This window comes from Burkholderia sp. BCC1047, assembly GCF_902833155.1.
Lineage (GTDB): Bacteria > Pseudomonadota > Gammaproteobacteria > Burkholderiales > Burkholderiaceae > Burkholderia > Burkholderia sola.
On sequence record NZ_CADFEH010000010.1, the window covers coordinates 20,822 to 45,702 of the forward strand.

The following is a 24,881-nucleotide window of genomic DNA, read 5'->3' on the forward strand; positions in this document are numbered from 1 at the left end:
CGCTTCGGCGCGCGAGGTGACGCCGCCGCATGCAAGTGCGGCGGCTTTTTTTGCCGGTATGGTTCGGGAAACCGTCAGCGCATCGCCGGCGGCGCGCGTCGGCTACCGGCCGTCACTCAGTAATCCCACACGACCGGGACGAAACGGAACCCGTCGCCGTGCCGTGCAACGTGCCCGATGGACGGGAACGCGACATGGGCCGCGGCCAGCAGCGCGCCGGTGTCGGCGGCTTCGTTGAACAGTGCGAGACGCACGTCGACCGCCGCGTCCGGATCGTGTTCGAAGCCGTTTTGCCAGTCGGGATTGTCGAAGTTGACTTCGAAAATCGCGTCGCCGGCGAACGTCAGCTTCTCCCCTTTCGATGCGATGTCGACCACGCAGTGGCCCGGCGTATGGCCGCCCGTCACCCGCGCCGACACGCCTGCGGCGACTTCCACGGTCCGGTCGAACGGCACGATGTTTTCGCCATAGAGTTCCACGAACGTCGCGGCCGCCTTGCGCAGCGCGGGCGGCACGGTTTCCGGCATCACCGTCTTGCTGAAGTCGGGTTTTTTCCAGAACGCTACTTCCGCGGCCGATACGTGAATGCGTACGTCCGGGCGCAGCTTCGCCTTGACGCCGTCGACGTTCAGCCCGCCCACGTGATCCATGTGCATGTGCGTGATCACGATATCGGTGATCGCAGCCAGGTCGATGCCGGCCGATTCCAGACGCATCACCGAGCGCCCGGCGCGCGTGAAGTATTCGAAGCCGTCGCCCACGCCCGAGTCGATCAGGATCAGGCGATCGGCGCTGCGCACGAGCGCGATGTTGAGCGCCCAGTCGAACATGTCGCGTTGCAGGAAACGGCCGTCGAACCATGCGTTGCGATCCGCTTCGCTCACATTGGTGGACATGGTGGAAGTCGGCAGCGGCAGCACGCCGTCGCTGATCAGCACGACATCGACATCGCCGATGCGTACGGCGTAGCGGGACGGAACGAGCTCGCCCGAAGCTTCGTTGCCCAGGGATTCGATGACCGGCTGGACGTTGCGGATGGGTGCGTTCATGTTCAGTAATCCTGTTCGTCGAGTGAGGTAATCCGCACTGCGCGGCGCAGCGCGGTTCGCGAGCGCGATCGTGAAGATCGCGCTTCGGTTCGCCCGGATTCCGGTTGAGGGTGAGCGTGTGAGCGATTGTAGTGACGGCCGATACAGGCCGACAGCGCCGCAGGTGCGCACATCGTGTTGTCCGGACGACAACAATCCGGCGGCGGCTTCAGCCGCCCGAAATGCACATCGCCCGCCATCCGTTGCCGGACGGCGGGCGATGCAATGGACGCCGTTTATGGGAAGCCGGGCGCCGCCGGCGCGTGGGTCAGCCCGGCTGACCGGGGAGCGTGTCGCCGCGCAGCGAACACCCGCGCGTCTCGATCACGGCCAGCAGCGCGATCAGCCCGACCGCACAGGCGGCCATCATGTAGTACGCGGGAATCAGCGCGTTGCCGGTCTTGCCGATCAGCCAGTCGTTGACGATCGGCGCGGTGCCGCCGAACAGCGACGTCGACACGTTGTACGCGATCGCCATGCCCGCATACCGGACGTGGGTCGGGAACATCGCCGGGAACATCGCGGAAATGGTGGCGAGCTGCGGCACGTAGAGCACGCCGAGCACCGCGAAGCCGACGAAGGCGCCGAGCGGACCGTGCGTCATCAGCGTGAACATCGGCACGGCCGCGACGAACAGCCCGACCAGCGAGAACCACCACATCGTCTTGCGACCGACGCGGTCCGACAGCCAGCCGGCGAACGGCAGCAGCACCATCATCGCGAGCATGCCGATCAACGGAATCAGCAGCGACATGTTCTCGCTGACGCCGAGCTCCTTGTGCATATAGGTCGGCATGTACGCGAGCAGCACGTAGTTGACGACGTTCAATGCGACGACGAGCCCGCCGAGCAGCAGCAGCGGCTTCGCATAGCGCACCAGCAACTGACCGATCGGCAGCGCGGCGGCGACGCTTTTCTCGCGGCGGTGCGCCTGTTCCTCCAGCTCGCGGAACACCGGCGTTTCCTCGAGGCGCGAGCGCAGGTAGAAGCCGATCAGGCCGAGCGGCGCGGCGACCAGGAACGGCAGGCGCCAGCCCCACGCATGCATCGCCGAATCGCCGAGCAGCAGCGCGAAGCCGAGCATCAGGAACGCGCCGAGCGAGAAGCCGGCGAGCGTCGCGAATTCGAGGAAGCTGCCGCACAGGCCGCGCCGCGCATCGGGCGCGTATTCGGCGATGAAGGTGGCTGCGCCGCCGTATTCGCCGCCGGTCGAGAAACCCTGCACCATGCGCAGCACGATCAGTGCGGCCGGCGCGAGCCAGCCGGCCGTCGCATAGCTCGGCAGCACGCCGACGAGCAGCGTGGCGCCCGACATCGTCAGCACCGTCAGCGCGAGCACGCGCTTGCGGCCGAGGCGGTCGCCGAGCGGCCCCCAGAACAGGCCGCCGAGCGGGCGGATCAGGAACGAGATCGCGAACGTGCCGAGTGCGAACAGCGTCGCGCCGGCCGTGTTGCCCGGAAACAGCGCGGCGGAAATATACGCGAGGCCGTACGCGTAAATGCCGTAATCGAACCATTCGGTCGCATTGCCGAGGGCGGCGGCCGCGATCGCGACTCGCGGCAGGCTGTGCGGCTCGTCGCCGCGGGAAGCCGTCTCGTCCGGAACGGACGCGGCGGCGGAAACGGAAGTCCACGATGGCACGTATCGCATGAGGGATCCTCGCTATCAGCGTGCGCCCGGGCGGGCGCCGACGAGGATCAAAGTAATCCCGCCAATTAGCGACGCCCGATGTCATAGGACGATGTGGAGATCGGGGTTTTCCCGCGCCGTGGCGGGCGGCCCGCGGAGGCCGTGACCGGCTCGGCGCGGCGCGGCGCCGGTCGGCGAATGGCGGTAAGCTGCGCGCTGCCACGCGGGATTTTCTCGGACTGTGCCGCGCGTGGCGTCCCCTTTTTTCACCCTTGATCAGGAGCGCATATCGTGGCGACCTACATCGTCTTTACACGGGAAAGCACGCAGGACCAGCAGGAGCTCGACCTCTACTCGAGCCAGGTCGGCGCGACCCTCGCCGGCCATCCGGTGAAGGTGCTCGCCGCCTATGGGCCGCAGGAAATCCTCGAGGGTGAAGGCCCGGAAGGCGTCGTGATCGTCGAGTTCCCGTCGAAGGAGGCCGCGCACGCGTGGTATCACGGCCCCGAATACCAGACGGTCGTCCAGCACCGCTTCAACGGCGCGCGCTATCGCGCGGTGCTGGTCGAAGGCGTCTGAACGCGGCCGCGCGCGCCGGTTACCGCACGTGCGGCAGCAGCGCGCGCAGCCAGTACGCGACGGCCACCGCACCGCCATCCGGCGTGCCGATCGCGCGCTCGCCGAGATAGCTGGCCCGTCCCGCGCGCGGCGTCATGCGCGTCGTTTCCTCCGCGCCTCGCTCGGCCGCATCGACGGCCGCCGCCCATGCGCTCGCGGGATCGCGATCGCTGTCGAGCGCGCGGCCGAATGCGTCGACGGCCGGCGCCAGCGCATCGAGCATCGTCCGGTCGCCGGCCCGCGCGCCGCCGAGTTCGCCGATCGAATCCACCGCCGCGCGGAACGCCGCAGCCCAGTCGCGCGGCGACGGCTCGGCGATATCGGCCAGCCGGCGCGACGCGCGCAGCAGCGCGGTCGCATAGAACGGCCCGGAGCTGCCGGCGATCGCGCGGCGCAACGCGGCGCCGAGCGCTGCCAATGCACCCGACGGCGTACCGTACGCCGTGTCGGGCAGTTCGAGGATCGCCTGCGCGGCGCGGCGCATGCTCGCGCCGAGATCGCCGTCGCCGGCTGCCGCATCGAGATCCGTCAACGTCTGCTCGTGATCGATCAGCGTTTGCGCGACCGCGTGCAGCGCCGGTTGCAGGCGCGCGGCCCATGCGCGGCCGGCCGCATCGAGCGGCGGCGGCGGCGCGTCCTGCGACGCGGCCGCGGCCACGCGAATCTGCGTGTTCACGAGGCCGCCGCCCGGCCATGCGCGCGCCTGCGTCGGCGCGTCGAGCAGCGCCGCGCGCTCGTCGTTCAGCCGCAGCACCGAGATCGAGCAGCCCGGCATGTTCAGCGCGGACAGGAACGTGCCGGCCCACGCGCGCGCGACGACGATGCCGCGCCGGGTCAGGTTGTCGAATGCGGCGCGCAGCACGATCGCGAGTTCCATGTCCGGCGTCGCGCCGAGGCCGTTGACGAACAGCGCGACGCGCTCGTCGCGCTCGAGCACGAGATCGGCGACGATGCTCGACAGCAGCGTGTCGGCCAGCGCGTCGGCCGGCAACGGCGCGCGACGCTCGACGCCTTTTTCGCCATGGATGCCGAGGCCCAGCTCGATCTCGTGATCGGCGAGGCTGAAGCCAGACTTGTCGGCGCCCGGGATCGTGCAGCCGTCGAGCGCGACGCCCATCGTGCCGAGCTCGGCCGCCGCGTCGCGCGCGAGGCTCGCGACGCGGGCAAGCGACAGCCCGCGCGCGGCGGCGGCGCCCGCTAGCTTGTGGATCAGCACGGTGCCGGCGATCCCGCGTCGCTGGCCGCGTTCGACGCGGCCGCGCAGCGATACGTCGTCGGCGACGATGACGGTTTCGACCGGAATGCCTTCCGCGCGCGCGAGTTCGGCGGCGAGCCCGAAATTGAGCCGGTCGCCGGTGTAGTTCTTCACGATCAGCAGCGCGCCGTTCGGGCCGGCGCTCGCGCGGATCGCGGCGAGCACGGCGTCGGTCGACGGCGACGTGAACACTTCGCCGCACACGGCCGCGCTCAGCATCCCTTCGCCGACATAGCCGCCGTGCGCGGGCTCGTGGCCGCTGCCGCCGCCTGACAGGATCGCGACCGGCCGCTGCGACGGCTCGGGCAGCGGCTGGCGCACGAGCACGTGCTCGTCGCCGAGGATCGCGAGATGCGGCGATTGCCGCGCGATGCCTTCCAGCATTTCTCGCACGACATCGGACGGGCGGTTCACAAGCTTTTTCATGGCGACGGATTCCGGACGGGTGAACGGGGCTCGCCCGGACGCGCACGGGCGCCGGACGGCTTTCGTGTTGCGGAGGATCGTGCGCGGCTTGTCGCTGGTCACGGACGGTCGCATAACAGCGACCGGATGCGGGGCGGGCAACGAAGCGTACGCTTCGCGCCACGATACATCAGGTTCGGATGTTGCGACACGGATCGCGGCGCGACAGCGCCATGACGCCGGGGCGGAACGGCGGCGCGCGCCGGATGCCGCTATTTCAGCGCGGCGATCGCCTTCGCGCGAATCAGCCGCGCTCGCAGTACGTTGCGGCTGATGCCGAGCAACTGCGCGGCCCGGATCTGGTTGCGATGGCTGAATTCGAACGCGACACGTATGACCGTGTCCTCGATACGTTCGAACAGGTTGCCGTGCCCGTCGTCGAACAGATCGCGCAGCGCGTGTTCGAGCGTCGCCTGTGCGTCGGCGGACGAATCGGCCACAGGCGCGGCAACGGCCGGCAGGCACGGCGTCGCGATCTGCAGGTCGGTGTCCTGCAGCGCATCGTGACGGCTCACGAGCAGCGCGTGATGGATCACATTTTCCAGTTCGCGGATATTGCCGGGCCAGCCGTGAGCCTCGAGCCGGCGCTCGGCACGCGGATCGATGCGGCGCGGCCCGCCGCCGAGCCGGTCGCGGTACATGTCGAAGAAGTGGCGCGCGAGCGGCAGGATGTCGCCCGGGCGGTCGCGCAGCGGCGGCACCGCGAGCTGCACGACGTTGAGCCGGTAGAACAGGTCGCCGCGAAAATGCCCGGCCGCGACCGCTTGCTGCAAGTCGATATTGGTCGCCGCGACCACGCGCACGTCGACCGGAATCACGGTGCGCGACCCGAGCCGCACGACCTCGCGTTCCTGCAGCACGCGCAGCAGCTTGACCTGCATCGCGAGCGGCAGGTCGCCGATTTCGTCGAGGAACAGCGTGCCGCCGTGCGCCGCTTCGAACCAGCCGGGCTTCGCGCTGAATGCGCCGGTAAACGCGCCTTTCTCGTGACCGAACAGCTCGCTGTCGACGAGCGTTTCGGAGAAGGCGCCGCAGTTCACCGCGACGAACGGTCCGTCGCGCCGGGCGCCGAGATCGTGCACGCGGCGTGCGATCAATTCCTTGCCGGTGCCGGTCTCGCCGACGATCAGCACGTTCGCGTCGCTCGGCGCGACGCGGCGAACCTGTTCGAGCAACGCGAGCGAGCGCGGATCGGCGAACACCTGCGCGTGCGCGCGGGACGGCGCGTAACGGTCGGGCTGCGTGAGCACGGGCGCCGCGGCCTGAAGCGCGCCCGGGTCGCGGGAAGCGTTGACGACACGAAGATTGAGCGGGCGCGGCGATGCGGAAATGGAAGTCATGGCGATGAACCGTTGGATGGCCGGGCAATGCGGGCTGGCTGCTGCGTGGTCAGCAGAGTGTTGAACGTTTCGCCGCGCGCGAAAAGCATCGATTTCTGATAACCAAAGCGCGATTGCTGCGGAACCCGCAATGGCGCGGACGAGCGGCGGTGTCGTGACGCCTTGTCGTCGAATTCGGTGCTATCGCGTGCGATGCGCTGCTGCCTGATCAGCAGCGCATCAGCAGGACCGCTGCATGGTGTTCATCGCGTGACGGAATATCGATGTGACGCACGAACGGGAACGCTTGTCACTGTCGCGCATGAGGCCGAGCGCCATTTCTGCTGGGCGATGGCGAAAAATTTCGGGATGCAGATGACCTTTCCGTCACGCACCCGAACCGATGGCACGCTCCTTGCTGACCCGAACCGGTATCGCCGCACTGCACGCGGCTTCACCACGGGAACGTATTGCATGAGCCACACCCTGAACGTCGTCGCGATATCGGGCAGCCTGCAGCGGCCGTCGCGCACCTTGGCGCTGACCGACGCGATCGTCACGGCGCTCGGCGCCGCGCTGCCGATCGATACGCGGCTGATCGAACTCGGCGAGATCGGCAGCCGGCTGGCCGGCGCGCTCACGCGCGCACAGGTGCCGGCCGATCTCGATGCACTGATCCGCGCAATCGAGACGGCGGACGCGCTCGTCGTCGCGAGCCCGGTGTATCGCGCGTCGTACACGGGCCTCTTCAAGCACCTGTTCGACCTCGTGCGCCACGACGCGCTCATCGACGTGCCCGTGCTGCTCGCGGCCACCGGCGGCAGCGAGCGTCATGCGCTCGTGATCGACCATCAGCTGCGCCCGCTGTTCAGCTTCTTCCAGGCGCGCACGCTGCCGATCGGCGTGTATGCGTCCGAAAGCGATTTCGATCGGTACCAGATCGCGAACCCGGCGTTGCGCGAGCGCATCGCGCTCGCCGTGGCGCGCGCGGTGCCGCAACTGCGCCCGCACGCGCTTTCCGCCGCGGCCGCGTAAGCCGCTTTTTCGTTTCCCCTTCGACCAGGACACCTTCATGAGCCTTCCCGACCCTTCCGCCGACGGCGTCAAATTCGCATACTGGGTGCCGAACGTCAGTGGCGGCCTCGTCGTCAGCACGATCGAGCAGCGCACCGACTGGAGCCTCGAATACAACCAGAAGCTTGCACGCACGGCCGAGGCGGCCGGCTTCGACTACGCGCTGAGCCAGATCCGCTTCACGGCCGGCTACGGCGCCGAATACCAGCACGAGTCGGTGTCGTTCAGCCAGGCGCTGCTGCATGCGACGACGAAGCTCAAGGTGCTCGCCGCGATCCTGCCGGGGCCGTGGCATCCGGCCGTGGTCGCGAAGCAGCTCGCGACGATCGACCACATCTCGAACGGGCGCATCGCGATCAACGTCGTGAGCGGCTGGTTCAAGGGCGAATTCACCGCGATCGGCGAGCCGTGGCTCGAGCACGACGAACGCTATCGACGTTCGAAGGAATTCATCCAGGCGCTGAAGGGCATCTGGACGCAGGACAATTTCACGTTCAAGGGCGACTTCTACCGCTTCAACGATTACACGCTGAGCCCGAAGCCGGTGCAGAAGCCGCATCCGGAAATCTTCCAGGGCGGCAGTTCGCGGGCGGCGCGCGACAACGCGGCGAGCGTGTCGGACTGGTATTTCACGAACGGCAATACGCCGGAGAACCTGAAGGCGCAGATCGACGACATTCGCGCGAAGGCGGCCGCGAACGACCATCGCGTGCGGATCGGCGTCAATGCATTCGTGATCGCGCGCGACACCGAGGAAGAGGCGAAGGCCGTGCTCGACGACATCATCCGGCACGCGCACGTCGAGGCCGTGCACGCGTTCGGCGATGCGGTGAAGCAGGCCGGCAAGGCGTCGCCCGAAGGCGAGGGCAACTGGGCGAAATCGACGTTCGAGGATCTCGTGCAGTACAACGACGGCTTCCGCACGAACCTGATCGGCACGCCGCAGCAGATCGCCGAGCGGATCGTCGCGCTGAAGGCGATCGGCGTCGATCTCGTGCTGGCCGGGTTCCTGCATTTCATCGAGGAAGTCGAGTACTTCGGCAAGCGCGTGCTGCCGCTCGTGCGCGAACTCGAGGCGCAGCGGCAGTCCATTGCCGCGTGACGTTGCCCGGCGCCGGCGCGCGGCCCGCGATCGTGCGGGCGCGCGCGGCGGCACGACGCTTACGCGAGGCCCGCCAACTTCGACGCGTCGATCATCATCTCCACGCCGAGGCCGCCGAGCACCGCGCCCATCGCCCAGCGCTGCGCGAGCAGCAGCGTCGGACGGCCGTGCAGGAACTTCGCGAGGCTACTCGAACAGACCGCGACCATCCCGTTGGCCGACGCGAACGCGGCGATCAGCAGCGAGCCGAGAAACAGCGACTGGCCGAACACGCTACCTTGCCCGTAGTCGATGAACTGCGGCAGCAGCGACACGAACAGCATCGCGAGCTTCGGATTCAGCACGCTGGTCGTCGCGCCCATTGCGAGCAGCCGCAGCGGCTGCTCGTTCGGCAGCGTCTTCACCTCGAACGGCGAGCGGCCGCCCGGCCGCACCGCCTGCCACGCAAGGTACAGCAGATAGGTCGCGCCGACCGCGCCCAGCACGCTGCCGGCGTAGGGCACGCTCATGAACAGCGTCGTGATGCCGAACGCCGCGGCGAACATGTAGAACAGGTAACCGAGCATCACGCCGGCGAGCGACACGAGCCCGGCCGCCCGCCCTTGCGCGATCGAGCGCGACATCACGTAGACCATGTTCGGCCCCGGCGTGACCGCGAGCATGCCGCCGATGACGAGAAACCCGTAGAGCGATCCGGACGTATGCATGTTTTCCGCTTCCTGCGTCGAATGAGTGCTGACGGAGTTCATTGTCCGGCGCTGGAGGCGAACAGTAAAACGGGATAAACTGAATCGATTGATCAGTTTTTCTGAATCGACATGAAGAAGCTCGACCTCGATGTGCTCGCGATGGTGGTGGCCGTCGCCGAATCCGGATCGTTCGCGCAGGGCGCGCAGATCGTGCACCGGTCGCCGTCGGCGGTGAGCATGCAGATCAGGACGCTGGAAGACGCGCTCGGCAAGCCGCTGTTCATCCGCGACACGCGCAACGTGACGGCGACCGACGACGGCAGGATGCTCGCCGACTACGGCCGCCGGATGCTCGCGATGCGCGACGAGGCGTGGGCGTCGGTCGTGCGTCCGGAGATCCGCGGCCGCGTGACGATCGGCGTGCCCGACGATTACATCTCGTCGCTGCTGCCGCAGGTGCTCGGCAAGTTCGCCGCGATGCATCCGCGCGTGGAGGTGCGCGTGATCGGCCAGCCGAGCAGCGCGCTCGTGCCGATGCTGAAGGACAACACGGTCGACCTCGCGTGCCTGACCCGCGTCAAGGGCGTGTCCGGCGAGCTGATCCGGCTCGAGCCGATCGTCTGGACGGGATCGGCGAAACGGAACGTATGGGAAGAGCGGCCGCTGCCGGTCGCGCTGTTCTCGCACGGCAGCATGGCGCGCGATCATGCGATCAAGGCGCTGAACCGGCGGAAGATTCCGTTCCGGATGTCGTATGAAAGCCCGAGCTTTCTCGGGCTGCTCAGCATGGTCGAGGCCGGCCTCGCGATCGCGCCGCTCGCGCGCTGCTGCGTGCCCGATCACCTGTTGCAGCTGTCGGAGAGCCACGGGCTGCCGTCGCTCGGTGAACTCGAGGTCGTGCTCGCACGCAGCGCGCAGTCCGCGCGGCCGCCGTGCGACTACCTCGCCGAGCAGATTCTCGGTGAATGGCGTGCCTGAAGCCCGCCTACGGGCAGCGCGTCAGCACGACGCCAGCAGCCATTCACGGAACGCGACCAGCGACGGCAGCGTGTCGTTGCCCGGCGGGTAGACGAGGTAATAGCTGCGTTGGCTGGTGATCGCGTCGCCGATCGACACGAGCTCGCCGCGGCTCAATTCGTCCTCCACGAGCACCTTCGGCACCAGCCCGATCCCCATTCCCGCGCGCACGGCCTGGATCAGGTGCGACGTCAGCTCGAAGCTCGGGCCGACGCGCATCTGGCGATGATCGAGCCGATAGTGCGAGAACCACTCGGCCCAGGCCTGCTGATTGCTCGTCACGCCCAGCAGCGTCTGCTTCGCGGCCCAGGCCGGCGTGCGCGCGTCGGCCTTGCGGCCGCGGCCCGTGTCGGGCGGCGCGATCGCGACCAGGAACTCGTTGTACAGCCGGTGCGCGTGCAGGCCCGGCCAGTCGCCCGCGCCGACGGTGATCGCCGCATCGAGATCGTCGTTGAGGAAATCGATCGCGCCGATCCGCGAATGCAGGTGCACGGTCACGCCCGGATGCGTGGCGTAGAAGCCGTGCAGGTGCGGCAGCAGCCATTTCGAGCCGAAGGTCGGCAGCGTGGCCAGCCGCAGCGAGCCGGCGCCCGCCTGATGCGACATCGCCTGCAGCGTCGCGCCGCGAATGCGCCCGAGCGCGCCGCTCAGCTCGGCGAAGTAGCGGCGGCCGACTTCGGTCAGCTTGACCGAGCGGCCCTCGCGCCGGAACAGCGGCACGCCGAGTTGATCCTCGAGCGTCTGCACTTGCCGGCTGATCGCGCTCTGGCTCAGCGACAGCTCGTCGGCCGCGCGCGTGTAGCTTTCATGCCGCGCGGCGGCCTCGAATACGAGCAGCAGCGACATCGACGGGGTGAGGCGACGGTAATTCATGAGTTTTATGCAAGTTTCGCCGGTCGAGAATTCGTTTGTTTCTGGCGGAAGATCCAAAGATACTGGAATTCCCGGTTGTGCGGAAACTTGCCAAAAAATCATGTTTTGGCGTGCGCGAACCGGCTGGCTCCACCTACATTGCGTTTTTGCCCCATGTCGATCGTCCCGTTGCCCCGTCCCGTCAGCCCGTCCGCGAACGTTTACCGCGATTTTCTCGCCGCGCTGCAGGCGGCCGGCTTCGCCGGCGAAATCCATGCGGACCACGCGAACCGGACCGTGCAGGCCACCGACAACTCGATCTACCAGCGCCTGCCGCAGGCAGTGGTCTGCCCCGCGCATGCGGAAGATGTCCAACTGCTGGCCCGGCTGCTGGCCGAGCCCGCGCATCGTGACGTCGCGGTGGCCGCGCGCGGCGGCGGCACTGGCACCAACGGGCAGTCGTTGACCGACGGCATCGTCGTCGATCTGTCGCGCAACATGAACCGGATCCTCGAAATCAACGCCGAAGAGCGGTGGGTGCGCGTGCAGGCCGGTGTCGTCAAGGATCAACTGAATGCCGCGCTGAAGCCGCACGGGCTCTTCTTCGCGCCGGAGCTGTCGACGTCGAACCGCGCGACCGTCGGCGGGATGATCAACACCGACGCGAGCGGACAGGGCAGCTGCACGTACGGCAAGACGCGCGACCACGTGCTTGAACTCGATTTCGTGCTGATGGGCGGCGAGCGGCTGCACAGCGACGCGCTCGACGATGAGGAACTGGAGCGCCGCTGCGCGCGGCAGGACCGCGTCGGCAAGGTGTATCGCACCGCGCGGCGCATCAGCGACGACAAGGCCGCGCTGATCGACGCGAAATTTCCGAAGCTCAACCGCTGCCTGACCGGCTATGACCTCGCGCACCTGCGCGAAGCGGACGGCCGCTTCAACCTGAACAGCGTGCTGTGCGGCGCGGAAGGCTCGCTCGGCTTCGTCGTCGAGGCGAAGCTCAACGTGCTGCCGATCCCGAAGTTTTCGGTGCTGGTCAACGTGCGTTACGCGGGCTTCATGGACGCGCTGCGCGACGCACGCGCGCTGCTCGAACTCAAGCCGCTGTCGATCGAGACCGTCGACTCGAAGGTGCTGATGCTCGCGATGAAAGACTTCGTGTGGAGCAGCGTGGCCGAGTATTTCCCGCAGGACGACGCGCGTCCGACGCTCGGCATCAACCTGATCGAATTCAGCGGCGACGACAAACACGACGTCGATGCACGCGTGCACGCGTTCGTCGAGCATCTGCGCACCGATACGAGCGTCGAGCGTCTCGGCCATACGCTCGCGGCCGGCGACGATGCGGTGAAGCGCGTGTATGCGATGCGCAAGCGTGCGGTCGGGCTACTCGGCAACGTGCAGGGCGAGGCGCGTCCGCAGCCGTTCGTCGAGGACACCGCGGTGCCGCCCGAGAACCTCGCCGCGTACATCGCCGAATTCCGCGCGCTGCTCGACGGCCACGGGCTGCAGTACGGGATGTTCGGCCACGTCGACGCGGGCGTGCTGCACGTGCGTCCGGCGCTCGACATGAAGGACCCGAAGCAGGCGGCGCTGGTGCGGCCGGTGTCGGACGCGGTGGCCGAACTCACGCAGCGCCATGGTGGCCTTTTATGGGGCGAGCACGGCAAGGGCGTGCGCTCCGAATATGCGCCGGCGTTTTTCGGCGAGCTGTATCCGTCGCTGCAGCAACTGAAGGCCGCGTTCGATCCGCACAACCAGTTCAACCCGGGCAAGATCGCGACGCCGCCGGACTCGACGCTGCGGCTGCTGAAGATCGACGAGGTGCCGACGCGCGGCGACTACGACCGGCAGATCGACGAGCGCGTGTGGCAGAGCTACGGCACCGCGATGCATTGCAACGGCAACGGCGCGTGCTACAACTTCGATCCGGACGACGCGATGTGCCCGTCGTGGAAGGCGACGCGCGAACGCGTGCAGTCGCCGAAGGGGCGCGCGTCGCTGATGCGCGAATGGTTGCGTCTGCAAGGACAGGCCGGCGTGGACGTGATCGCAGCGGCGCGCGCACGGCAGCCGCTGCTGAGCGGCCTCGCGACCCGCTGGCGCAACAGCCGCGCCGCGCGCAACGGCGACGCCGATTTCTCGCACGACGTGTACGACGCGATGGCCGGGTGCCTCGCATGCAAGTCGTGCGCCGGGCAGTGCCCGGTCAAGGTGAACGTGCCCGAGTTCCGCTCGCGCTTTCTCGAGCTGTATCACCAGCGTTATCTGCGGCCGCTGCGCGACTACCTGATCGGTTCGCTCGAATTCACGATGCCGTGGATGGCGCGCGTGCCCGCGCTGTACAACGGGCTGATGGGCGCCGGCTGGGTGCGGACGCTGCTCGAGCGCCACGTCGGCATGGTCGACAGCCCGCTGCTGAGCCGCTTCGATCTCGCGGCCGTGATCCGCGCATGGCGCGTGAAACCGGCCGATCCGCGCGCGCTTGCCGCGCTGAGCGAGGCGCAGCGCGCGCGCAGCGTCGTCATCGTGCAGGACACGTTCACGCGCTATTTCGATACCGAGCAACTGGCGACGCTGATCGAGCTGGCGGCGCGCCTGGGCTTTCAGGTGTGGCTCGCGCCGCTCGCGCCGAACGGCAAGGCGCTGCACGTGCAGGGTTTTCTTCGCGCATTCGAACAGGCCGCGATCCGCAACGCGACGCAACTTGCGGCGCTGGCGCGCTCGGGTGTCGCGCTGGTCGGCCTCGATCCGGCGATGACGCTCACGTATCGGCAGGAATACCTGAAGGTGACGGGGCTCGCCGACGTGCCGAAGGTCGCACTGCCGCAGGAATGGCTGCTGGATGCGTTGCCGGAAGCCGATGCGGGCGGGGCGACGGTTTCATATCGGTTGCTGCCGCACTGCACCGAGAAAACCAATGCGCCGGACAGCGGCAAGCAATGGACGCAGGTGTTCGCGCGTCGCGGGCTGCGCTTGCAGGTTCAGGCGGCCGGGTGCTGCGGGATGTCGGGCACGTACGGACACGAGGCGCGCAATCTCGCGACGTCGAAGACGATCTATGCGCAGTCGTGGGCCGCGCACGTCGACGGGATGGATGCGGAAGGCGAGGCGCTGGCGACCGGGTATTCGTGTCGCAGCCAGGTGAAGCGCCTGTCGTCGAAGCAACTACGCCATCCGTTGCAGGCGCTGCTCGATCACGTGCGGGCGGTGGGGTGACGACAGGGCGGTGCGGGACGCACGGCCGGTAACGAGGCGTCGATCGCGTGTCGAGCGGCCGTCCCCGTGCCGCTGTCGACCTCCGCCGGCGCGGGTCAGGCGTCGGCTTTCGCCGCTTTCCGCGCGCGCGGTTTTTCGGCCGCGGGAAACACGCCGACGCCGCGCGGCCGTTTCGGCTCGATCCGCATTTGCCGGATCACGCGCCGAAAGTCGATCTCGTGCGCGGCCAGCGTGCCGATCAGTTTCGCGATGACCGCGAGGTGGGAAGGGACGGTGCCCTTGCTCGAATAGTTGGTGATCGAACTTTCGTTCATCCGGATCAGCCGGGCGAACTCGCGCGCCGTCAACTGCGCCTTCTTCAACTCCTGTTGGAATTCCGCATACGCCATTGCACACATGATGCTTCGTCTCCGTGAATCAGCATTCGGCCCGCGCGGCGCCGGCGCCGACGAGTGGCGTTCCCGTCGTGCCGGCACCGCGTCGGGTTACATCTTCACCTGGTCGAGGAAGGTCTTCTTGCCGCTCTTGTAGCCGTAGATCGAGATGATCCCGTGCGTCAGGTCGCCCTTCGCGTCGAACGTCGTCGTGCCGATCACGCCGTCGTACTTGGTCGCCGGCATCGCCGCGAGGATCTTCGCCGGGTCGGTGGAGTTCGCGCGCTTCATCGCGTCGACCGCGATGTAGACCGCGTCATACGCGAACGGCGCGTCGAACTTGATGCCCTGGTTGAAACGCTTCTGGTACTTCGCGAGGAAGTCCGCACCGCCCGGCATCTTCTCGAGCGCAGCGCCTGCCTGCGAGCACAGCACGTTGTCGGCCGCCGGGCCGGCCAGTTGGGCCAGCGAGTCGGTGCACACGCCGTCGCCGGACAGGATCTTCGCGCGCAGGCCGAGTTGTTTCGCCTGCTTCGCGAGCGGGCCGCCGGTCGCGTCCATGCCGCCGTACATGATCGCGTCGGGGTTCTCGCCCTTGATCTTCGTCAGGATCGCGCGGAAGTCGACCGCCTTGTCGTTGGTCGCGTCGTGCGACAGCACCTTCAGGCCGAGCGCCTTCGCCTTCTTCTCGAACTCGTTCGCGAGGCCCTGGCCGTACGCGGTCGAATCGTCGATCACCGCGACGCTCTTCACGCCCTTCGACTGCGCATAGCTCGCGAGCGCCGGGCCCTGCTGCGCATCGGTCGCGACCACGCGGTAGGTCGTCTTGAAGCCTTGCTGCGTGTAGGTCGGGTTCGTGGCCGACGGCGAGATCTGCACGATGCCCGCGTCGCTGTAGATCTTCGACGCCGGGATCGACGTGCCCGAGTTCAGGTGGCCGATGACGGCCACGACCTTGTCGTCGACGAGCTTCTGCGCCACCTGCGTCGCCTGGCGCGGGTCGGCCGCGTCATCCTGCGCGTCGAGTTGCAGGGTGATCTTCTTGCCGCCGATCGTCAGGCCCTTCGCATTGATTTCTTCGACCGCGAGGCGCGCGCCGTTTTCATTGTCCTTGCCGAGGTGCGAGATGCCACCCGTCGTCGGTTCGACGCTGCCGATCTTCACGACCTGGTCGGCCATCGCGCTCGACGCGGCCGCGAACGCGGCGGCAGCCAGTGCAACGGTGATCAAGGGTTTGCAGCGCATGCCGACAGTGCTTCGTTCCATCTGCCATCTCCGAATTGAATGTCTTTCTATTGACGTCTCGATCGGCCGGCCGGGGGGCCGGGGCGATCGGACGGTTTTCGCTACCCGTCATGGGCGTCGCTTGCATGGCGTCGGGCCGGGCGACTTGCCGCCCGGCCGCGAGAGCGAGCGCGTGACGCCATGCAATTCGTATGAATATATCGGAACCCGCTTCCGTGTGCTGCGGCGCGCCGCGGCGGCCCGCGGATTGCGGTTCGCTGTCGTGGACCTTACGGCTGCATCCATTATTCGGCCGGTCGCCACGGCGAAGCCATGGACACTGATGGGCGGTCAATCCGGAACTGTTCGGTCGGTTTGTCTGCACAGTTTGGTCGATTGCGCATCGCGTATCCGGTTTTATGGTCGCGCTTCGTCAAGCGTGATTGCTGCTGTAATGCAACTAACGGTCAAGTTCGATGGCGCCCACGAATGGGCGCCAATTGCGTCGGCCGACCGCGCATCCGGATCGGCAAAGCGCGAGGCGCGCGGACGATCGTAATTTTGGGACCGGCGTCGCTTCTACATTCGGATCGTCGCGTCGGCCACGCAATTCGCTGCACTCCCCACGCTACGATCGTCCGCGCAACGCGACGACGACCACTCCTGCAATCGCCAGCAGGCCGCCGCACGCCGTCGCGATGCCGGGTCGCTCGCCCGTCAGCACCACTGACAGCAGCGTCGCGACCGCCGGCGTCAGGTAGAGAAAGCTGGCCGCGCGCGCCGCGCCGAAGTAGCCGAGCGCGAAGGTCCAGTTCGCGTAACCGAGCGCGGCGGGAAAGACGCCGAGTACGACGACGGCCCACGCCGTGTCGCGCGACCCGCCGCCGAGCGACACGAGCGCGCCGGGCAGCCACGGCGCGAGCAGCACCGCGCCGGCCAGCAGCGTGTACGCGGTGCACGGCAGCGCGCCGTACACGGGAATCAGCCGCCGCTGCAACACGAAATAGCTGGCCGAACACAGCGCCGCGCCGAGGATCAGCGTGCTCCCCGAGCCGAGCACGAGGCCGCCGGGCTGCCCTTGTGCGATCACCGCGATGCCGGCGAGGCTGACCAGCGACCCGAGCCAGCCCCAGCGATTGAAGCGCTCGCGCAGAAACACGGCGGCCAGCAACGCGGTGAAGATCGGCAGCGTGTTCACGATGAAGCTCGCCGCGCCGGCCGACACGGTCTGTTCGCCGGTATTGAGCAGCGCGTTGTAGAGTGCGATGCCGAGCAGGCCGCATGCGAGAAAACGCCACGCATCGGCTTTCGTCGGCAGCGGCGGCCGTCGCCATGCGAGCCACGCGATCACGAGCAACGCGGCGGTCGCGAAGCGCGCGGCCGCGAGCTGCAGCGGCGCGAGGCCGTGCAGGCCGATCCGGATGAACGGGAACGCGGACGCCCACGAGACGATCGTGAACGCGACCGCCGCTGCCGCGACGAGCGATTGTCGCGCGCTGCGCGACGTCGGTGACGAAAGTGTATTCATGAAGCCATGGTGCGGCGTCGCGAGATGCTAAGCTAGCGCACAGATTAACACCCGGATATGAATATGGCTCACAGCTCGGGGGCACGGCGGGCCGACGGTCCGGCGCCGGTGCGCCCGGTGGCCGCCGCGCCGATGCCGGCTCCGCGGCCGCCGCTCGCGAGCCTCGAGACGGTCTGCACGGTGGCGCGCGAGGGTTCGTTTCTCGCGGCCGCCGACGTTTCCGGCGTCACGCACGGCGCGATCAGCCGACGGGTGGCCGCCGTGGAAAACTGGCTCGGGATGGCGCTGTTCGAACGGCATGCGCGCGGCGTGCGCCTGACGCCGGACGGGCAGCGCTTCGTCGGCCGGATCGAGCAGGCGTTCGCGATCATCGACGGCGCGGCCGATCAGTGGCGCTCGCCGCGCACGCCGCGGCTGGTCCGGATGAGCGTGGTGCCCGCGTTCGCGCAGCTGTGGCTGCTGGAGCGGCAGCAGACGCTCGAGCGTGAAGCGCCCGCGTTGCGCATCGAGCTCGGTATCGAGCTGCGTAACGTGGATATCGCCGGCGGTGAAGCGGATCTGTCGATCCGGTACGGGCGCGGCAACTGGCGTCAGCTCGACACCCGGCCGTTCATGCCGGAACGGCTGTATCCGGTCGCCCATCCGCGGCTCGCCGGGCAACTGGCCAGGATGCGCCGCGCAACGGGCGACGCCGCGCTGCTCGACATGCCGTTGCTGCACGATTCCGACGTGACCGGCTGGCGCACGTGGTTCGACGCGCTCGGCATTCCGTTCAAGCCGCGTGCGCAGGATCGCCGGTTCGAGGATTACAACCTCGTGCTCGCGGCGGCCGAAGCGGGGCTGGGCGTGGCGCTTGCGCGAACGCCGCTGGCGGATGCGTATCTGCAGCGCAGCGCGCTCGTGCGCGTGAGCCGCCACGAGGTCGATTCGCTGCTCAGCTATCACTTCGTGCATGCGAAGGGCGAGAGTCGGCCGGAGGTGCTCGCGTTGATGGAGCGGATGGTGAAGGCGCTGCGGTAGCGCGCACCCGGCGGTTCGCGCAGGCGACCGCTTCGGCACGCACGTCACGCGTGTGGCGGGCCGCCTGTCACGTTCGCTCGGCCGCGGCCGCCGAATCGTTACAATGCAGCCGCGGAATACGGCGAGATCGCCGCAGTGAAGCGGAATCGAGCCTTTGCCCGACGGCAGGGCAATCACCAACCATGACAGTACGGGTTCAAATTTGCACAAAAGGGAACCGATGAATAGACCAGACAAATCGTCGAAAGCGCGTGCGGCGCTGGATCAACTTTTTTCCGGCCTGGCGCCCACGGACGCGAAGCGCGAATCGCCGCGTCCGGGCAATCCGTTCGCAACGGACGACGAGGTGTCGAGCGCATCCGGCGGTCGCGGCGGGGTGGAAGTCACGCTGTCGACCCGCATCCAGCTGCGCGGTTATCCGAGCGCCGACGCGTTCATGAAGCGCATGGCCGAAGCGTGGGGCCTCGAGTGGGGCGCGTACGACAGCGTCCGCGCGGTGGCGACGCTGCCGGCCGGATGGCGCTCGCGCCGGCTTCCGGAAGTCACGCAGATCGTCGACGAACGCGACGTGCTGCGCGCCGAGAGCAGCCTGCAGGGCGGCGAGATGTCGTATCTGAAGGTGCATCCGCGCTACTACATCGATGCGCGCAAGCGTTTCGGCTGGAGCAAGTCGTCGAAGGCATCCGACGATCCGGATCTCGACGGCCCCGACTGGAACTGCTTCGTGGTCGATCGGGAAAAATCCATCGAAGTGCACGAACTGACGACGTCGTCGTTGAAGGCCGACATGGACAATGCCCGCGCGACGCTGTTGAAATGGCTGGACGAGCACTATCCGAAACATCGCGACCCGTTTGCGTACTGGTCGGACTGCGAAGGGGCGTAGTACGCCGGTTTGCACGGCGGTTCGCTTGATGCGTCGATCGGCCCGCCATGAGGACGAGCATTGAAGCAAGCGCGTGTGGTGTCGATTCTCTGGGCAGCATTTGGCGCGGCGGTCGGATCGACCGTCATCGAATTGCTGCTCTGGGCAATCGCCGGCGATGACGCCGTCCAGAATCTGTTCCGCGACGCGCGCCTCACGGCCGCGATCGTGATGGGGCGAAGCGTGCTCGGGGCGTCCGGCGGCTTCGATCCGCTGGTGATGGGCGTGGCGACGCTCGTGCATGCGATGCTTTCGCTCGTCTATGCGGCCGTGCTGGCACGGCTGGTCCGCAGTCTGTCGCTCGTGGCCGCGCTGTTCGCGGGCGGCGCGTTCGGGCTCCTGCTGTACGGCGTGAACCTGTACGGGTTCACGGCGATCTTTCCGTGGTTCATCCCGGTTCGCGGTGCGATCACGCTGGTCGCTCATCTGGTATTCGGGATCACGGCAGCGGTGGTGTACTACGTTGCCCGGCGCGAGTCGGTATAGAGGCTTCCAACCGGCTGCGTTGCGGGATGGCCCGCGCAGCGAGCGCCCCGCGATCGAATCGTGCGCGATGCGGCGACGCTACCGGCCTCGCACCCGCTCAGCGTTGCGTCGTCCCCATGCCGTCAGCATGCCGGGCTCCTCGTGTCGTGACGAACGCGAAGATGGGCAGCGTAAACGCGACAGGCACGCGCCGCGGTGCGCGCCTGTCATGACGATTGTCGTGCGACGCGACGATCAGAACTTGTGGCGGATGCCGACGATCGCGAGTTCCTGCGTATCGGTGCCCGAGTTCACGCCGTACGAGCCGACCGACGCGGCCGCTTTCACGGTCGCCCCGCTCGCGTTGAGCGTGTTGCCGCTCGCTTTCTGATAGCCGAACAGCGCATACAGGTCGGTGCGCTTCGACAGCGCGTAATCCGCGCCGAGGTTGACCTGATTGTAGTGCGCGGAAGCCGGGCCCGTCAGCGACGTGTAGTTGTAGCCGACGCCCGCGCGCAGCGCCGGCGAGAACTGCCAGTTGAAGAACGCCGAGCCGTTGTTGAACTTCGCGTTCTGGCTGAATGCCGACAGCGTGTCCGCACCGTACTGCGTGTTCGAATACGCGAGGCCGAAGGTCGCCGGCCCGGCCACGTACTGGCCGGCCACGCGCACGATCTGGATCGACTTCGCACTCGAGAAGCCCTGGTTGATCACGGTGTTGAAGAGCGTGTCCGAGCTGCTCGACCACGTGCGCACGCCGTTCGCGACCGTCGTGCCGCCGTTCGCGTAGAAGAAGCCGGCGCCGAGCGACAGCGGGCCGTTCGCGTAGCTCGCGCCGAAGCTGTACGTGCGGCCGCTGCCGGTCGCGCCGGCGACGCCGCCGAAGCCGTACAGCGCCGCGAACTGGAAGCCGGAGATCAGCGGGCTCGTGTATTTCACCGAGTTGCTGACGCGCAGGCTGTTGTCGTAGTTGTCGAGATCGCCCGGCGTCGCGAACACGCCGCCGAAGTAGTTGTCCTGCGTGAGGCCCTGCACGAGATCGACGACCGGATCGTACTGGCGGCCGAGCGTCACGGTGCCGTACGTGCTGCTTGCGAGGCCGACGACGGCCTTGCGGCCGAATTCGCGCTGGCCCTGGCCGAGCGCGCCGGTGCCGATGTTGAAGCCGTTCTCGAGCTGGAACAGCGCGGACAGGCCGCTGCCGAGATCCTCGATGCCGCGCAGCCCCCAGCGGCTGCCCGACAGGTTGCCGCTGCTGAACTTCACGAGGCTCGACGCGTTGCTGCCGTTCGCGTTTTGCGCGTTGTGGACGTACGCGATGCCCGCGTCGGCGATCCCATACAGCGTGACGCTGCTTTGTGCGTGGGCGCCAGCGGCGAAGAGCGTGGCCGGCAGGGCGAGCAGCGCGAATGACCGGATCTGTTTCATGGTTGAATTCCCCCGTTGGTCGATTGGTCTGACGAATCGGTGAACGATACGGATGGCGTATCGTCGAGGGAACCAATAAATTGTCGGATCGTTATGAGGCGACGCGGCGATGGATGCGCACGCAACGGATTGACGCGCGGCACGCGGATCGCTCCTGCATCGTCACAGGCAGTCCCTACTGCGCCACGCTTTCCGCGTCCGCCGTTTCGCCGAGGAACCCGCCGCTCTGGTGCGCCCACAGCGCCGCGTAGATGCCGCCCGCCTGCAGCAACTGCTGGTGCGTGCCTTCCTCGACGATGCGCCCTTCGTCGAGCACGATCAGCCGGTCCATCGCGGCGATCGTCGACAGCCGGTGCGCGATCGCGATCACCGTCTTGCCGCTCATCAGGCTGTCGAGGCTGCGCTGGATCGCGACTTCGACCTCGGAATCGAGCGCGCTGGTCGCTTCGTCGAGCACGAGGATCGGCGCGTCCTTGAGCATCACGCGCGCGATCGCGACGCGCTGGCGCTGGCCGCCCGACAGCTTCACGCCGCGCTCGCCGACTTCGACGTCGTAGCCGCTGCGGCCGTGGCGGTCGCGCAGCCGGTCGATGAACTCGGCCGCTTCCGCGCGCACGGCCGCGTCCTGCATCTCGCGCTCGGTCGCGTCGGGGCGGCCGTACAGCAGGTTTTCGCGCATCGTCCGGTGCAGCAGCGACGTATCCTGCGTGACCATCCCGATCGCGGCGCGCAGGCTGTCCTGCGTCACGTGCGCGATGTCCTGTCCGTCGATCCGGATCGCGCCGCCGCCCACGTCGTAGAAGCGCAGCAGCAGGTTCACGAGCGTCGATTTGCCGGCGCCCGAGCGGCCGATCAAGCCGATCCGCTCGCCCGGCCGGATCGTCAGGTTCAGCCCGTCGAATACCGCGCGATCGTTGTCCTCGTGCGCGAACTGCACGTTGTCGAACACGATCTCGCCGCGCTGCACCGTAAGCGGCTTCGCATCGGGCGCGTCGACCACGCTGCGCACCTTCGTCAGCGTGTTGATGCCGTCCTGGATCGTGCCGACGTTCTCGAACAGCTCGGTCATTTCCCACATGATCCAGTGCGAGTAGCTCGACAGGCGCAGCGCCATCGCGATCACGGCCGCGACGACGCCCGCGCTCGCCTCGCCGTGCATCCACAGAGACAGCGCGAGCCCGGCCGAGCCGAGCAGCAGCAGCGTCGACAGCAGGTGGTTGACGATCTCGAACGCACTGACGAGCCGCATCTGCGCGTCGCCGGTCGCCTTGAACGCTTCCATCGCGCGGCGCGCGTGGTCGGCTTCGCGCCGCGTATGCGAGAACAGCTTCACGGTCGTGATGTTCGAATACGCGTCGGTGATGCGGCCCGTCATCAGCGCGCGCGCGTCGGCCTGCCGGCTGCCGACCGCACCGAGGCGGGGCACGAAATACGCGCACGCGGCGCCGTAGCCGAGCGCCCACAGCGCGAGCGGAATCATCAGCCGCCAGTCGAAGCTCGCGGCGAGCACGAGGATGCCGATCAGGTACGCGGTGACGCCGATCACGACGTCGACCGACATGAACAGCGCATCGCGCACCGCGAGCGCCGTCTGCATGATCTTGGTCGTCACGCGGCCCGCGAACTCGTTCGCGTAGAACGACAGGCTCTGGTCGAGCATCAGCCGGTGAAACAGCCAGCGCAGCCGCATCGGAAAGTTGATCGCGAGCACCTGGTGCTTGACCATCGTATGCAGTGCGATCAGCAGCGCGCTGCCGACGAGAATCGTCGCGAAACCGGCGAGCGTGCCGAAGTGGCGGCCGCCGAATCCGGCCGGCGTCGACGACGACAGCCAGTCGACCACGTGCCCCATCATCGCGAACAACGCGGCTTCGTACGCGGCCAGCGCGGCCGACGTCAATGCGATCAGCAGGATCCAGCCGCGCGCGCCTTTCGTGCACGCCCAGACGAACGAGAAGAATCCCTTCGGCGGCGTGACGGGATCTTCGAGCGGGAAAGTCGGCAGGCGCCGTTCAAACCACGAATACATCGACTTGTTCTCCTTATACGGCCCGACGCGGCGGGCGGGCCGATGATACCGGGCCGGATGCGAGGCGGTCATCGTGTGCCGGCCCATCCGTCGTGTGCCCGCCCATCCCGTCCGGGCGATGGACGTCGCGCAGCGCCCGGCCAAGTTTCAAGTGTCGCATCGATTCGATCGTGCTGCAGGCCGGTTGTAAGCCGCGCCGGCCGTGCGAATGGCGCCGGATTTGCGCACCGGGCTCGCGGGAAGGGTCATCGCACGCGTCCCGAAAAAAACCGCTTGACTATCTATCTATGAGTAGATAAAGTTCGATCCATGGAAACGAAACCGACCGTCCGCGAACAGATTCTCGACCACGCGATCACGCTGATGATGCAGCGCGGTTACAACGGCTTCAGCTATCGAGACCTGTCCGACCTGGTGGGCGTGAAGACGTCGAGCATCCACTACTACTTCCCGTCGAAGGACGATCTCGTGCTGGAAGCGGTGGCGGCCTACAGCGACGAAGTCCTCGCGGCCGTGCGGGCAATCGATCCGGCGTTGCCGGCCGACGTGAAGCTGAGCCTGTACACGAAGATGTTCGGCCGCACGCTCGGCGACGGCAATTTGATCTGTCTGTGCGGGATGCTCGCGTCCGACATCGAAACGTTGCCGGAGAACGTGCGGCAGGCCGTGCAGGCGTTCTTCAAGGCCAATGAAAGCTGGCTTGCGGAATTGCTCGCGCAAGGCGCGAAGGAAGGCACGCTGCAGTTCAGCGGCGAGCCGGAAACCGCGGCACGCACGTTGTACGCGGCGTTCCAGGGCAGCGTGCTGGCCAGCCGGTTGTTTCACACGCGGGCGCGTCTCGAGGACGTCGAGTCCGTCTGGAAAACGCGGTCCTGACGGGCGGCGCAAGCAGTGAGGCGGTTCGCCGCCTTTTTATTGAATCTCGTTGTCTATCATGTAGTAGATAGATAATATGGCGCAGACGGGATCATCCGGCTGCATTTTTTTGGGGATGCTTGTCTATCTATGAGTAGATAAACAAATGCAAAGCCGATGCGGAATCCGCCGGCACGCCGTCCCCCGGTTCGAAGGGTGTTTCATTCATTTGCTGAAAAGGAGTCTGTCATGTCGATCGAAAAAGTGCTGTACCGCGCCCATGCAAAAGCCACCGGCGGCCGCGACGGCCGTGCGACGGTGCCCGAAAGCGGCCTCGACCTGAAGCTGACCACGCCGCGCGAACTCGGCGGCGCGGGCGGTGCGGGCGCGAACCCCGAACAACTGTTCGCCGCCGGCTACAGCGCGTGTTTCATCGGCGCGATGAAGTTCGTCGCGGCGCGCGACAAGATCGCGATCCCCGCGGACGCCGCGATCGAAGGCAGCGTCGGCATCGGCGCGATCCCGAACGGCTTCGGCATCGAAGTCGAGCTGAAGATCTCGTTGCCGGGCCTCGATCGCGACATCGCGCAAACGCTGATCGACCGCGCGCACGTCGTCTGCCCGTACTCGAACGCGACGCGCGGCAACATCGACGTCACGCTCACGCTCGTCCAATAAGTCGCACTGCAAACCATTCATCGC

General features: G+C 67.4%; 21 protein-coding genes. 10 read left to right on the top strand and 11 right to left on the bottom strand.

All coding sequences use genetic code 11. The features are described from left to right. Positions 1-116 precede the first annotated feature (116 nt). Complete coding sequence (locus tag HWX55_RS12870) at positions 117-1,049, bottom strand: MBL fold metallo-hydrolase (RefSeq protein WP_175976052.1); 933 nt, start codon at positions 1,047-1,049, stop codon at positions 117-119. A 307-nt stretch (positions 1,050-1,356) separates the two neighbouring features. Next, positions 1,357-2,739, bottom strand: coding sequence for an MFS transporter (locus HWX55_RS12875; RefSeq protein WP_175975924.1), 1,383 nt, complete (start codon positions 2,737-2,739; stop codon positions 1,357-1,359). Between the two features lie 270 nt (positions 2,740-3,009). Between HWX55_RS12875 and HWX55_RS12880 the strand changes: the two genes are divergently transcribed. Beyond that, positions 3,010-3,297, top strand: a complete 288-nt coding sequence (locus HWX55_RS12880; RefSeq protein WP_175975925.1) for a DUF1330 domain-containing protein — start codon at positions 3,010-3,012, stop codon at positions 3,295-3,297. Between the two features lie 19 nt (positions 3,298-3,316). Here the strand turns inward: HWX55_RS12880 and dhaL are convergent, their stop codons facing one another. Both dhaL and HWX55_RS12890 read right to left on the bottom strand, forming a co-directional pair. Next, a complete protein-coding gene (dhaL, locus tag HWX55_RS12885; protein WP_175975926.1) occupies positions 3,317-5,017 on the bottom strand; it encodes a dihydroxyacetone kinase subunit DhaL in 1,701 nt (566 codons plus the stop codon). Positions 5,018-5,268: 251 nt separating this feature from the next. Next, positions 5,269-6,396 (bottom strand): sigma 54-interacting transcriptional regulator, encoded by a 1,128-nt coding sequence (locus tag HWX55_RS12890; protein WP_175975927.1) that lies wholly within the window; start codon positions 6,394-6,396, stop codon positions 5,269-5,271. Positions 6,397-6,849: 453 nt separating this feature from the next. Between HWX55_RS12890 and msuE the strand changes: the two genes are divergently transcribed. Together msuE and sfnG are read left to right on the top strand one after the other, a co-directional pair. Then, entirely contained in the window at positions 6,850-7,410 is a 561-nt protein-coding gene (gene msuE, locus HWX55_RS12895) for an FMN reductase (protein ID WP_175975928.1), read from the top strand. Between the two features lie 37 nt (positions 7,411-7,447). Beyond that, positions 7,448-8,551, top strand: a complete 1,104-nt coding sequence (sfnG, locus tag HWX55_RS12900) for a dimethylsulfone monooxygenase SfnG (RefSeq protein WP_175975929.1) — start codon at positions 7,448-7,450, stop codon at positions 8,549-8,551. 59 nt (positions 8,552-8,610) lie between these two features. Here sfnG and HWX55_RS12905 read toward each other — a convergent pair whose 3' ends face one another. Next, the gene (locus HWX55_RS12905) at positions 8,611-9,258 is read right to left on the bottom strand and encodes a LysE family translocator (protein WP_175975930.1); all 648 of its coding nucleotides are present in this window, start codon (positions 9,256-9,258) and stop codon (positions 8,611-8,613) included. 111 nt (positions 9,259-9,369) lie between these two features. Here HWX55_RS12905 and HWX55_RS12910 point away from each other — a divergent pair, with 111 nt between their 5' ends. After that, the gene (locus HWX55_RS12910; protein ID WP_175975931.1) at positions 9,370-10,218 is read left to right on the top strand and encodes a LysR substrate-binding domain-containing protein; all 849 of its coding nucleotides are present in this window, start codon (positions 9,370-9,372) and stop codon (positions 10,216-10,218) included. Between the two features lie 21 nt (positions 10,219-10,239). On the opposite strand, the gene HWX55_RS12915 is transcribed toward HWX55_RS12910, so the two are convergent. Continuing rightward, the gene (locus HWX55_RS12915; RefSeq protein WP_175975932.1) at positions 10,240-11,130 is read right to left on the bottom strand and encodes a LysR substrate-binding domain-containing protein; all 891 of its coding nucleotides are present in this window, start codon (positions 11,128-11,130) and stop codon (positions 10,240-10,242) included. 153 nt (positions 11,131-11,283) lie between these two features. Here HWX55_RS12915 and HWX55_RS12920 point away from each other — a divergent pair, with 153 nt between their 5' ends. Then, a complete protein-coding gene (locus HWX55_RS12920) occupies positions 11,284-14,331 on the top strand; it encodes an FAD-binding and (Fe-S)-binding domain-containing protein (protein ID WP_175975933.1) in 3,048 nt (1,015 codons plus the stop codon). A gap of 95 nt (positions 14,332-14,426) precedes the next feature. Here the strand turns inward: HWX55_RS12920 and HWX55_RS12925 are convergent, their stop codons facing one another. From HWX55_RS12925 to HWX55_RS12935, 3 genes are all read right to left on the bottom strand, one after another. Continuing rightward, positions 14,427-14,729 carry a hypothetical protein gene (locus HWX55_RS12925; RefSeq protein WP_050015635.1) on the bottom strand — a complete coding sequence of 101 codons (303 nt, stop codon included), beginning with the start codon at positions 14,727-14,729 and terminating at the stop codon, positions 14,427-14,429. Between the two features lie 87 nt (positions 14,730-14,816). After that, positions 14,817-15,971, bottom strand: coding sequence for a branched-chain amino acid ABC transporter substrate-binding protein (locus HWX55_RS12930; protein WP_069619725.1), 1,155 nt, complete (start codon positions 15,969-15,971; stop codon positions 14,817-14,819). Positions 15,972-16,557: 586 nt separating this feature from the next. After that, positions 16,558-17,457: an EamA family transporter gene (locus HWX55_RS12935; RefSeq protein WP_175975934.1), complete on the bottom strand. Its 900-nt coding sequence runs from the start codon at positions 17,455-17,457 to the stop codon at positions 16,558-16,560. A gap of 57 nt (positions 17,458-17,514) precedes the next feature. On the opposite strand from HWX55_RS12935, the gene HWX55_RS12940 reads away from it, so the two are divergent. From HWX55_RS12940 to HWX55_RS12950, 3 genes are all read left to right on the top strand, one after another. Then, complete coding sequence (locus HWX55_RS12940) at positions 17,515-18,477, top strand: LysR substrate-binding domain-containing protein (protein WP_175975935.1); 963 nt, start codon at positions 17,515-17,517, stop codon at positions 18,475-18,477. Positions 18,478-18,697: 220 nt separating this feature from the next. After that, on the top strand, positions 18,698-19,363 hold the full coding sequence (locus HWX55_RS12945) for a nitroreductase (protein ID WP_175976053.1): 666 nt from the start codon (positions 18,698-18,700) through the stop codon (positions 19,361-19,363). Between the two features lie 60 nt (positions 19,364-19,423). After that, positions 19,424-19,888 carry a sodium:proline symporter gene (locus HWX55_RS12950; protein WP_175975936.1) on the top strand — a complete coding sequence of 155 codons (465 nt, stop codon included), beginning with the start codon at positions 19,424-19,426 and terminating at the stop codon, positions 19,886-19,888. A gap of 234 nt (positions 19,889-20,122) precedes the next feature. Here HWX55_RS12950 and HWX55_RS12955 read toward each other — a convergent pair whose 3' ends face one another. Together HWX55_RS12955 and HWX55_RS12960 are read right to left on the bottom strand one after the other, a co-directional pair. Further along, complete coding sequence (locus HWX55_RS12955; RefSeq protein ID WP_175975937.1) at positions 20,123-21,295, bottom strand: porin; 1,173 nt, start codon at positions 21,293-21,295, stop codon at positions 20,123-20,125. 175 nt (positions 21,296-21,470) lie between these two features. Then, complete coding sequence (locus HWX55_RS12960; RefSeq protein ID WP_175975938.1) at positions 21,471-23,324, bottom strand: ABC transporter ATP-binding protein; 1,854 nt, start codon at positions 23,322-23,324, stop codon at positions 21,471-21,473. A 309-nt stretch (positions 23,325-23,633) separates the two neighbouring features. Between HWX55_RS12960 and HWX55_RS12965 the strand changes: the two genes are divergently transcribed. Together HWX55_RS12965 and HWX55_RS12970 are read left to right on the top strand one after the other, a co-directional pair. Continuing rightward, positions 23,634-24,200: a TetR/AcrR family transcriptional regulator gene (locus tag HWX55_RS12965; protein WP_050015596.1), complete on the top strand. Its 567-nt coding sequence runs from the start codon at positions 23,634-23,636 to the stop codon at positions 24,198-24,200. A 228-nt stretch (positions 24,201-24,428) separates the two neighbouring features. Further along, positions 24,429-24,857, top strand: a complete 429-nt coding sequence (locus HWX55_RS12970; protein WP_050015594.1) for an organic hydroperoxide resistance protein — start codon at positions 24,429-24,431, stop codon at positions 24,855-24,857. The last annotated feature ends 24 nt before the right edge of the window (positions 24,858-24,881 follow it).

Excerpts from the sequence above, each read along its gene's own strand:
- HWX55_RS12970 (WP_050015594.1), top strand. The coding sequence starts at position 24,429 with ATGTCGATCGAAAAAGTGCTGTACCGCGCCCATGCAAAAGCCACCGGC.
- dhaL (WP_175975926.1), bottom strand. The coding sequence starts at position 5,017 with ATGAAAAAGCTTGTGAACCGCCCGTCCGATGTCGTGCGAGAAATGCTG.
- HWX55_RS12945 (WP_175976053.1), top strand. The coding sequence starts at position 18,698 with ATGAATAGACCAGACAAATCGTCGAAAGCGCGTGCGGCGCTGGATCAA.
- HWX55_RS12875 (WP_175975924.1), bottom strand. The coding sequence starts at position 2,739 with ATGCGATACGTGCCATCGTGGACTTCCGTTTCCGCCGCCGCGTCCGTT.
- HWX55_RS12965 (WP_050015596.1), top strand. The coding sequence starts at position 23,634 with ATGGAAACGAAACCGACCGTCCGCGAACAGATTCTCGACCACGCGATC.
- HWX55_RS12925 (WP_050015635.1), bottom strand. The coding sequence starts at position 14,729 with ATGTGTGCAATGGCGTATGCGGAATTCCAACAGGAGTTGAAGAAGGCG.
- HWX55_RS12930 (WP_069619725.1), bottom strand. The coding sequence starts at position 15,971 with ATGGAACGAAGCACTGTCGGCATGCGCTGCAAACCCTTGATCACCGTT.
- HWX55_RS12935 (WP_175975934.1), bottom strand. The coding sequence starts at position 17,457 with ATGAATACACTTTCGTCACCGACGTCGCGCAGCGCGCGACAATCGCTC.
- HWX55_RS12955 (WP_175975937.1), bottom strand. The coding sequence starts at position 21,295 with ATGAAACAGATCCGGTCATTCGCGCTGCTCGCCCTGCCGGCCACGCTC.
- HWX55_RS12940 (WP_175975935.1), top strand. The coding sequence starts at position 17,515 with ATGAATATGGCTCACAGCTCGGGGGCACGGCGGGCCGACGGTCCGGCG.
- HWX55_RS12910 (WP_175975931.1), top strand. The coding sequence starts at position 9,370 with ATGAAGAAGCTCGACCTCGATGTGCTCGCGATGGTGGTGGCCGTCGCC.
- HWX55_RS12905 (WP_175975930.1), bottom strand. The coding sequence starts at position 9,258 with ATGCATACGTCCGGATCGCTCTACGGGTTTCTCGTCATCGGCGGCATG.
- HWX55_RS12890 (WP_175975927.1), bottom strand. The coding sequence starts at position 6,396 with ATGACTTCCATTTCCGCATCGCCGCGCCCGCTCAATCTTCGTGTCGTC.
- HWX55_RS12870 (WP_175976052.1), bottom strand. The coding sequence starts at position 1,049 with ATGAACGCACCCATCCGCAACGTCCAGCCGGTCATCGAATCCCTGGGC.
- sfnG (WP_175975929.1), top strand. The coding sequence starts at position 7,448 with ATGAGCCTTCCCGACCCTTCCGCCGACGGCGTCAAATTCGCATACTGG.
- HWX55_RS12960 (WP_175975938.1), bottom strand. The coding sequence starts at position 23,324 with ATGTATTCGTGGTTTGAACGGCGCCTGCCGACTTTCCCGCTCGAAGAT.
- HWX55_RS12915 (WP_175975932.1), bottom strand. The coding sequence starts at position 11,130 with ATGAATTACCGTCGCCTCACCCCGTCGATGTCGCTGCTGCTCGTATTC.
- msuE (WP_175975928.1), top strand. The coding sequence starts at position 6,850 with ATGAGCCACACCCTGAACGTCGTCGCGATATCGGGCAGCCTGCAGCGG.
- HWX55_RS12920 (WP_175975933.1), top strand. The coding sequence starts at position 11,284 with ATGTCGATCGTCCCGTTGCCCCGTCCCGTCAGCCCGTCCGCGAACGTT.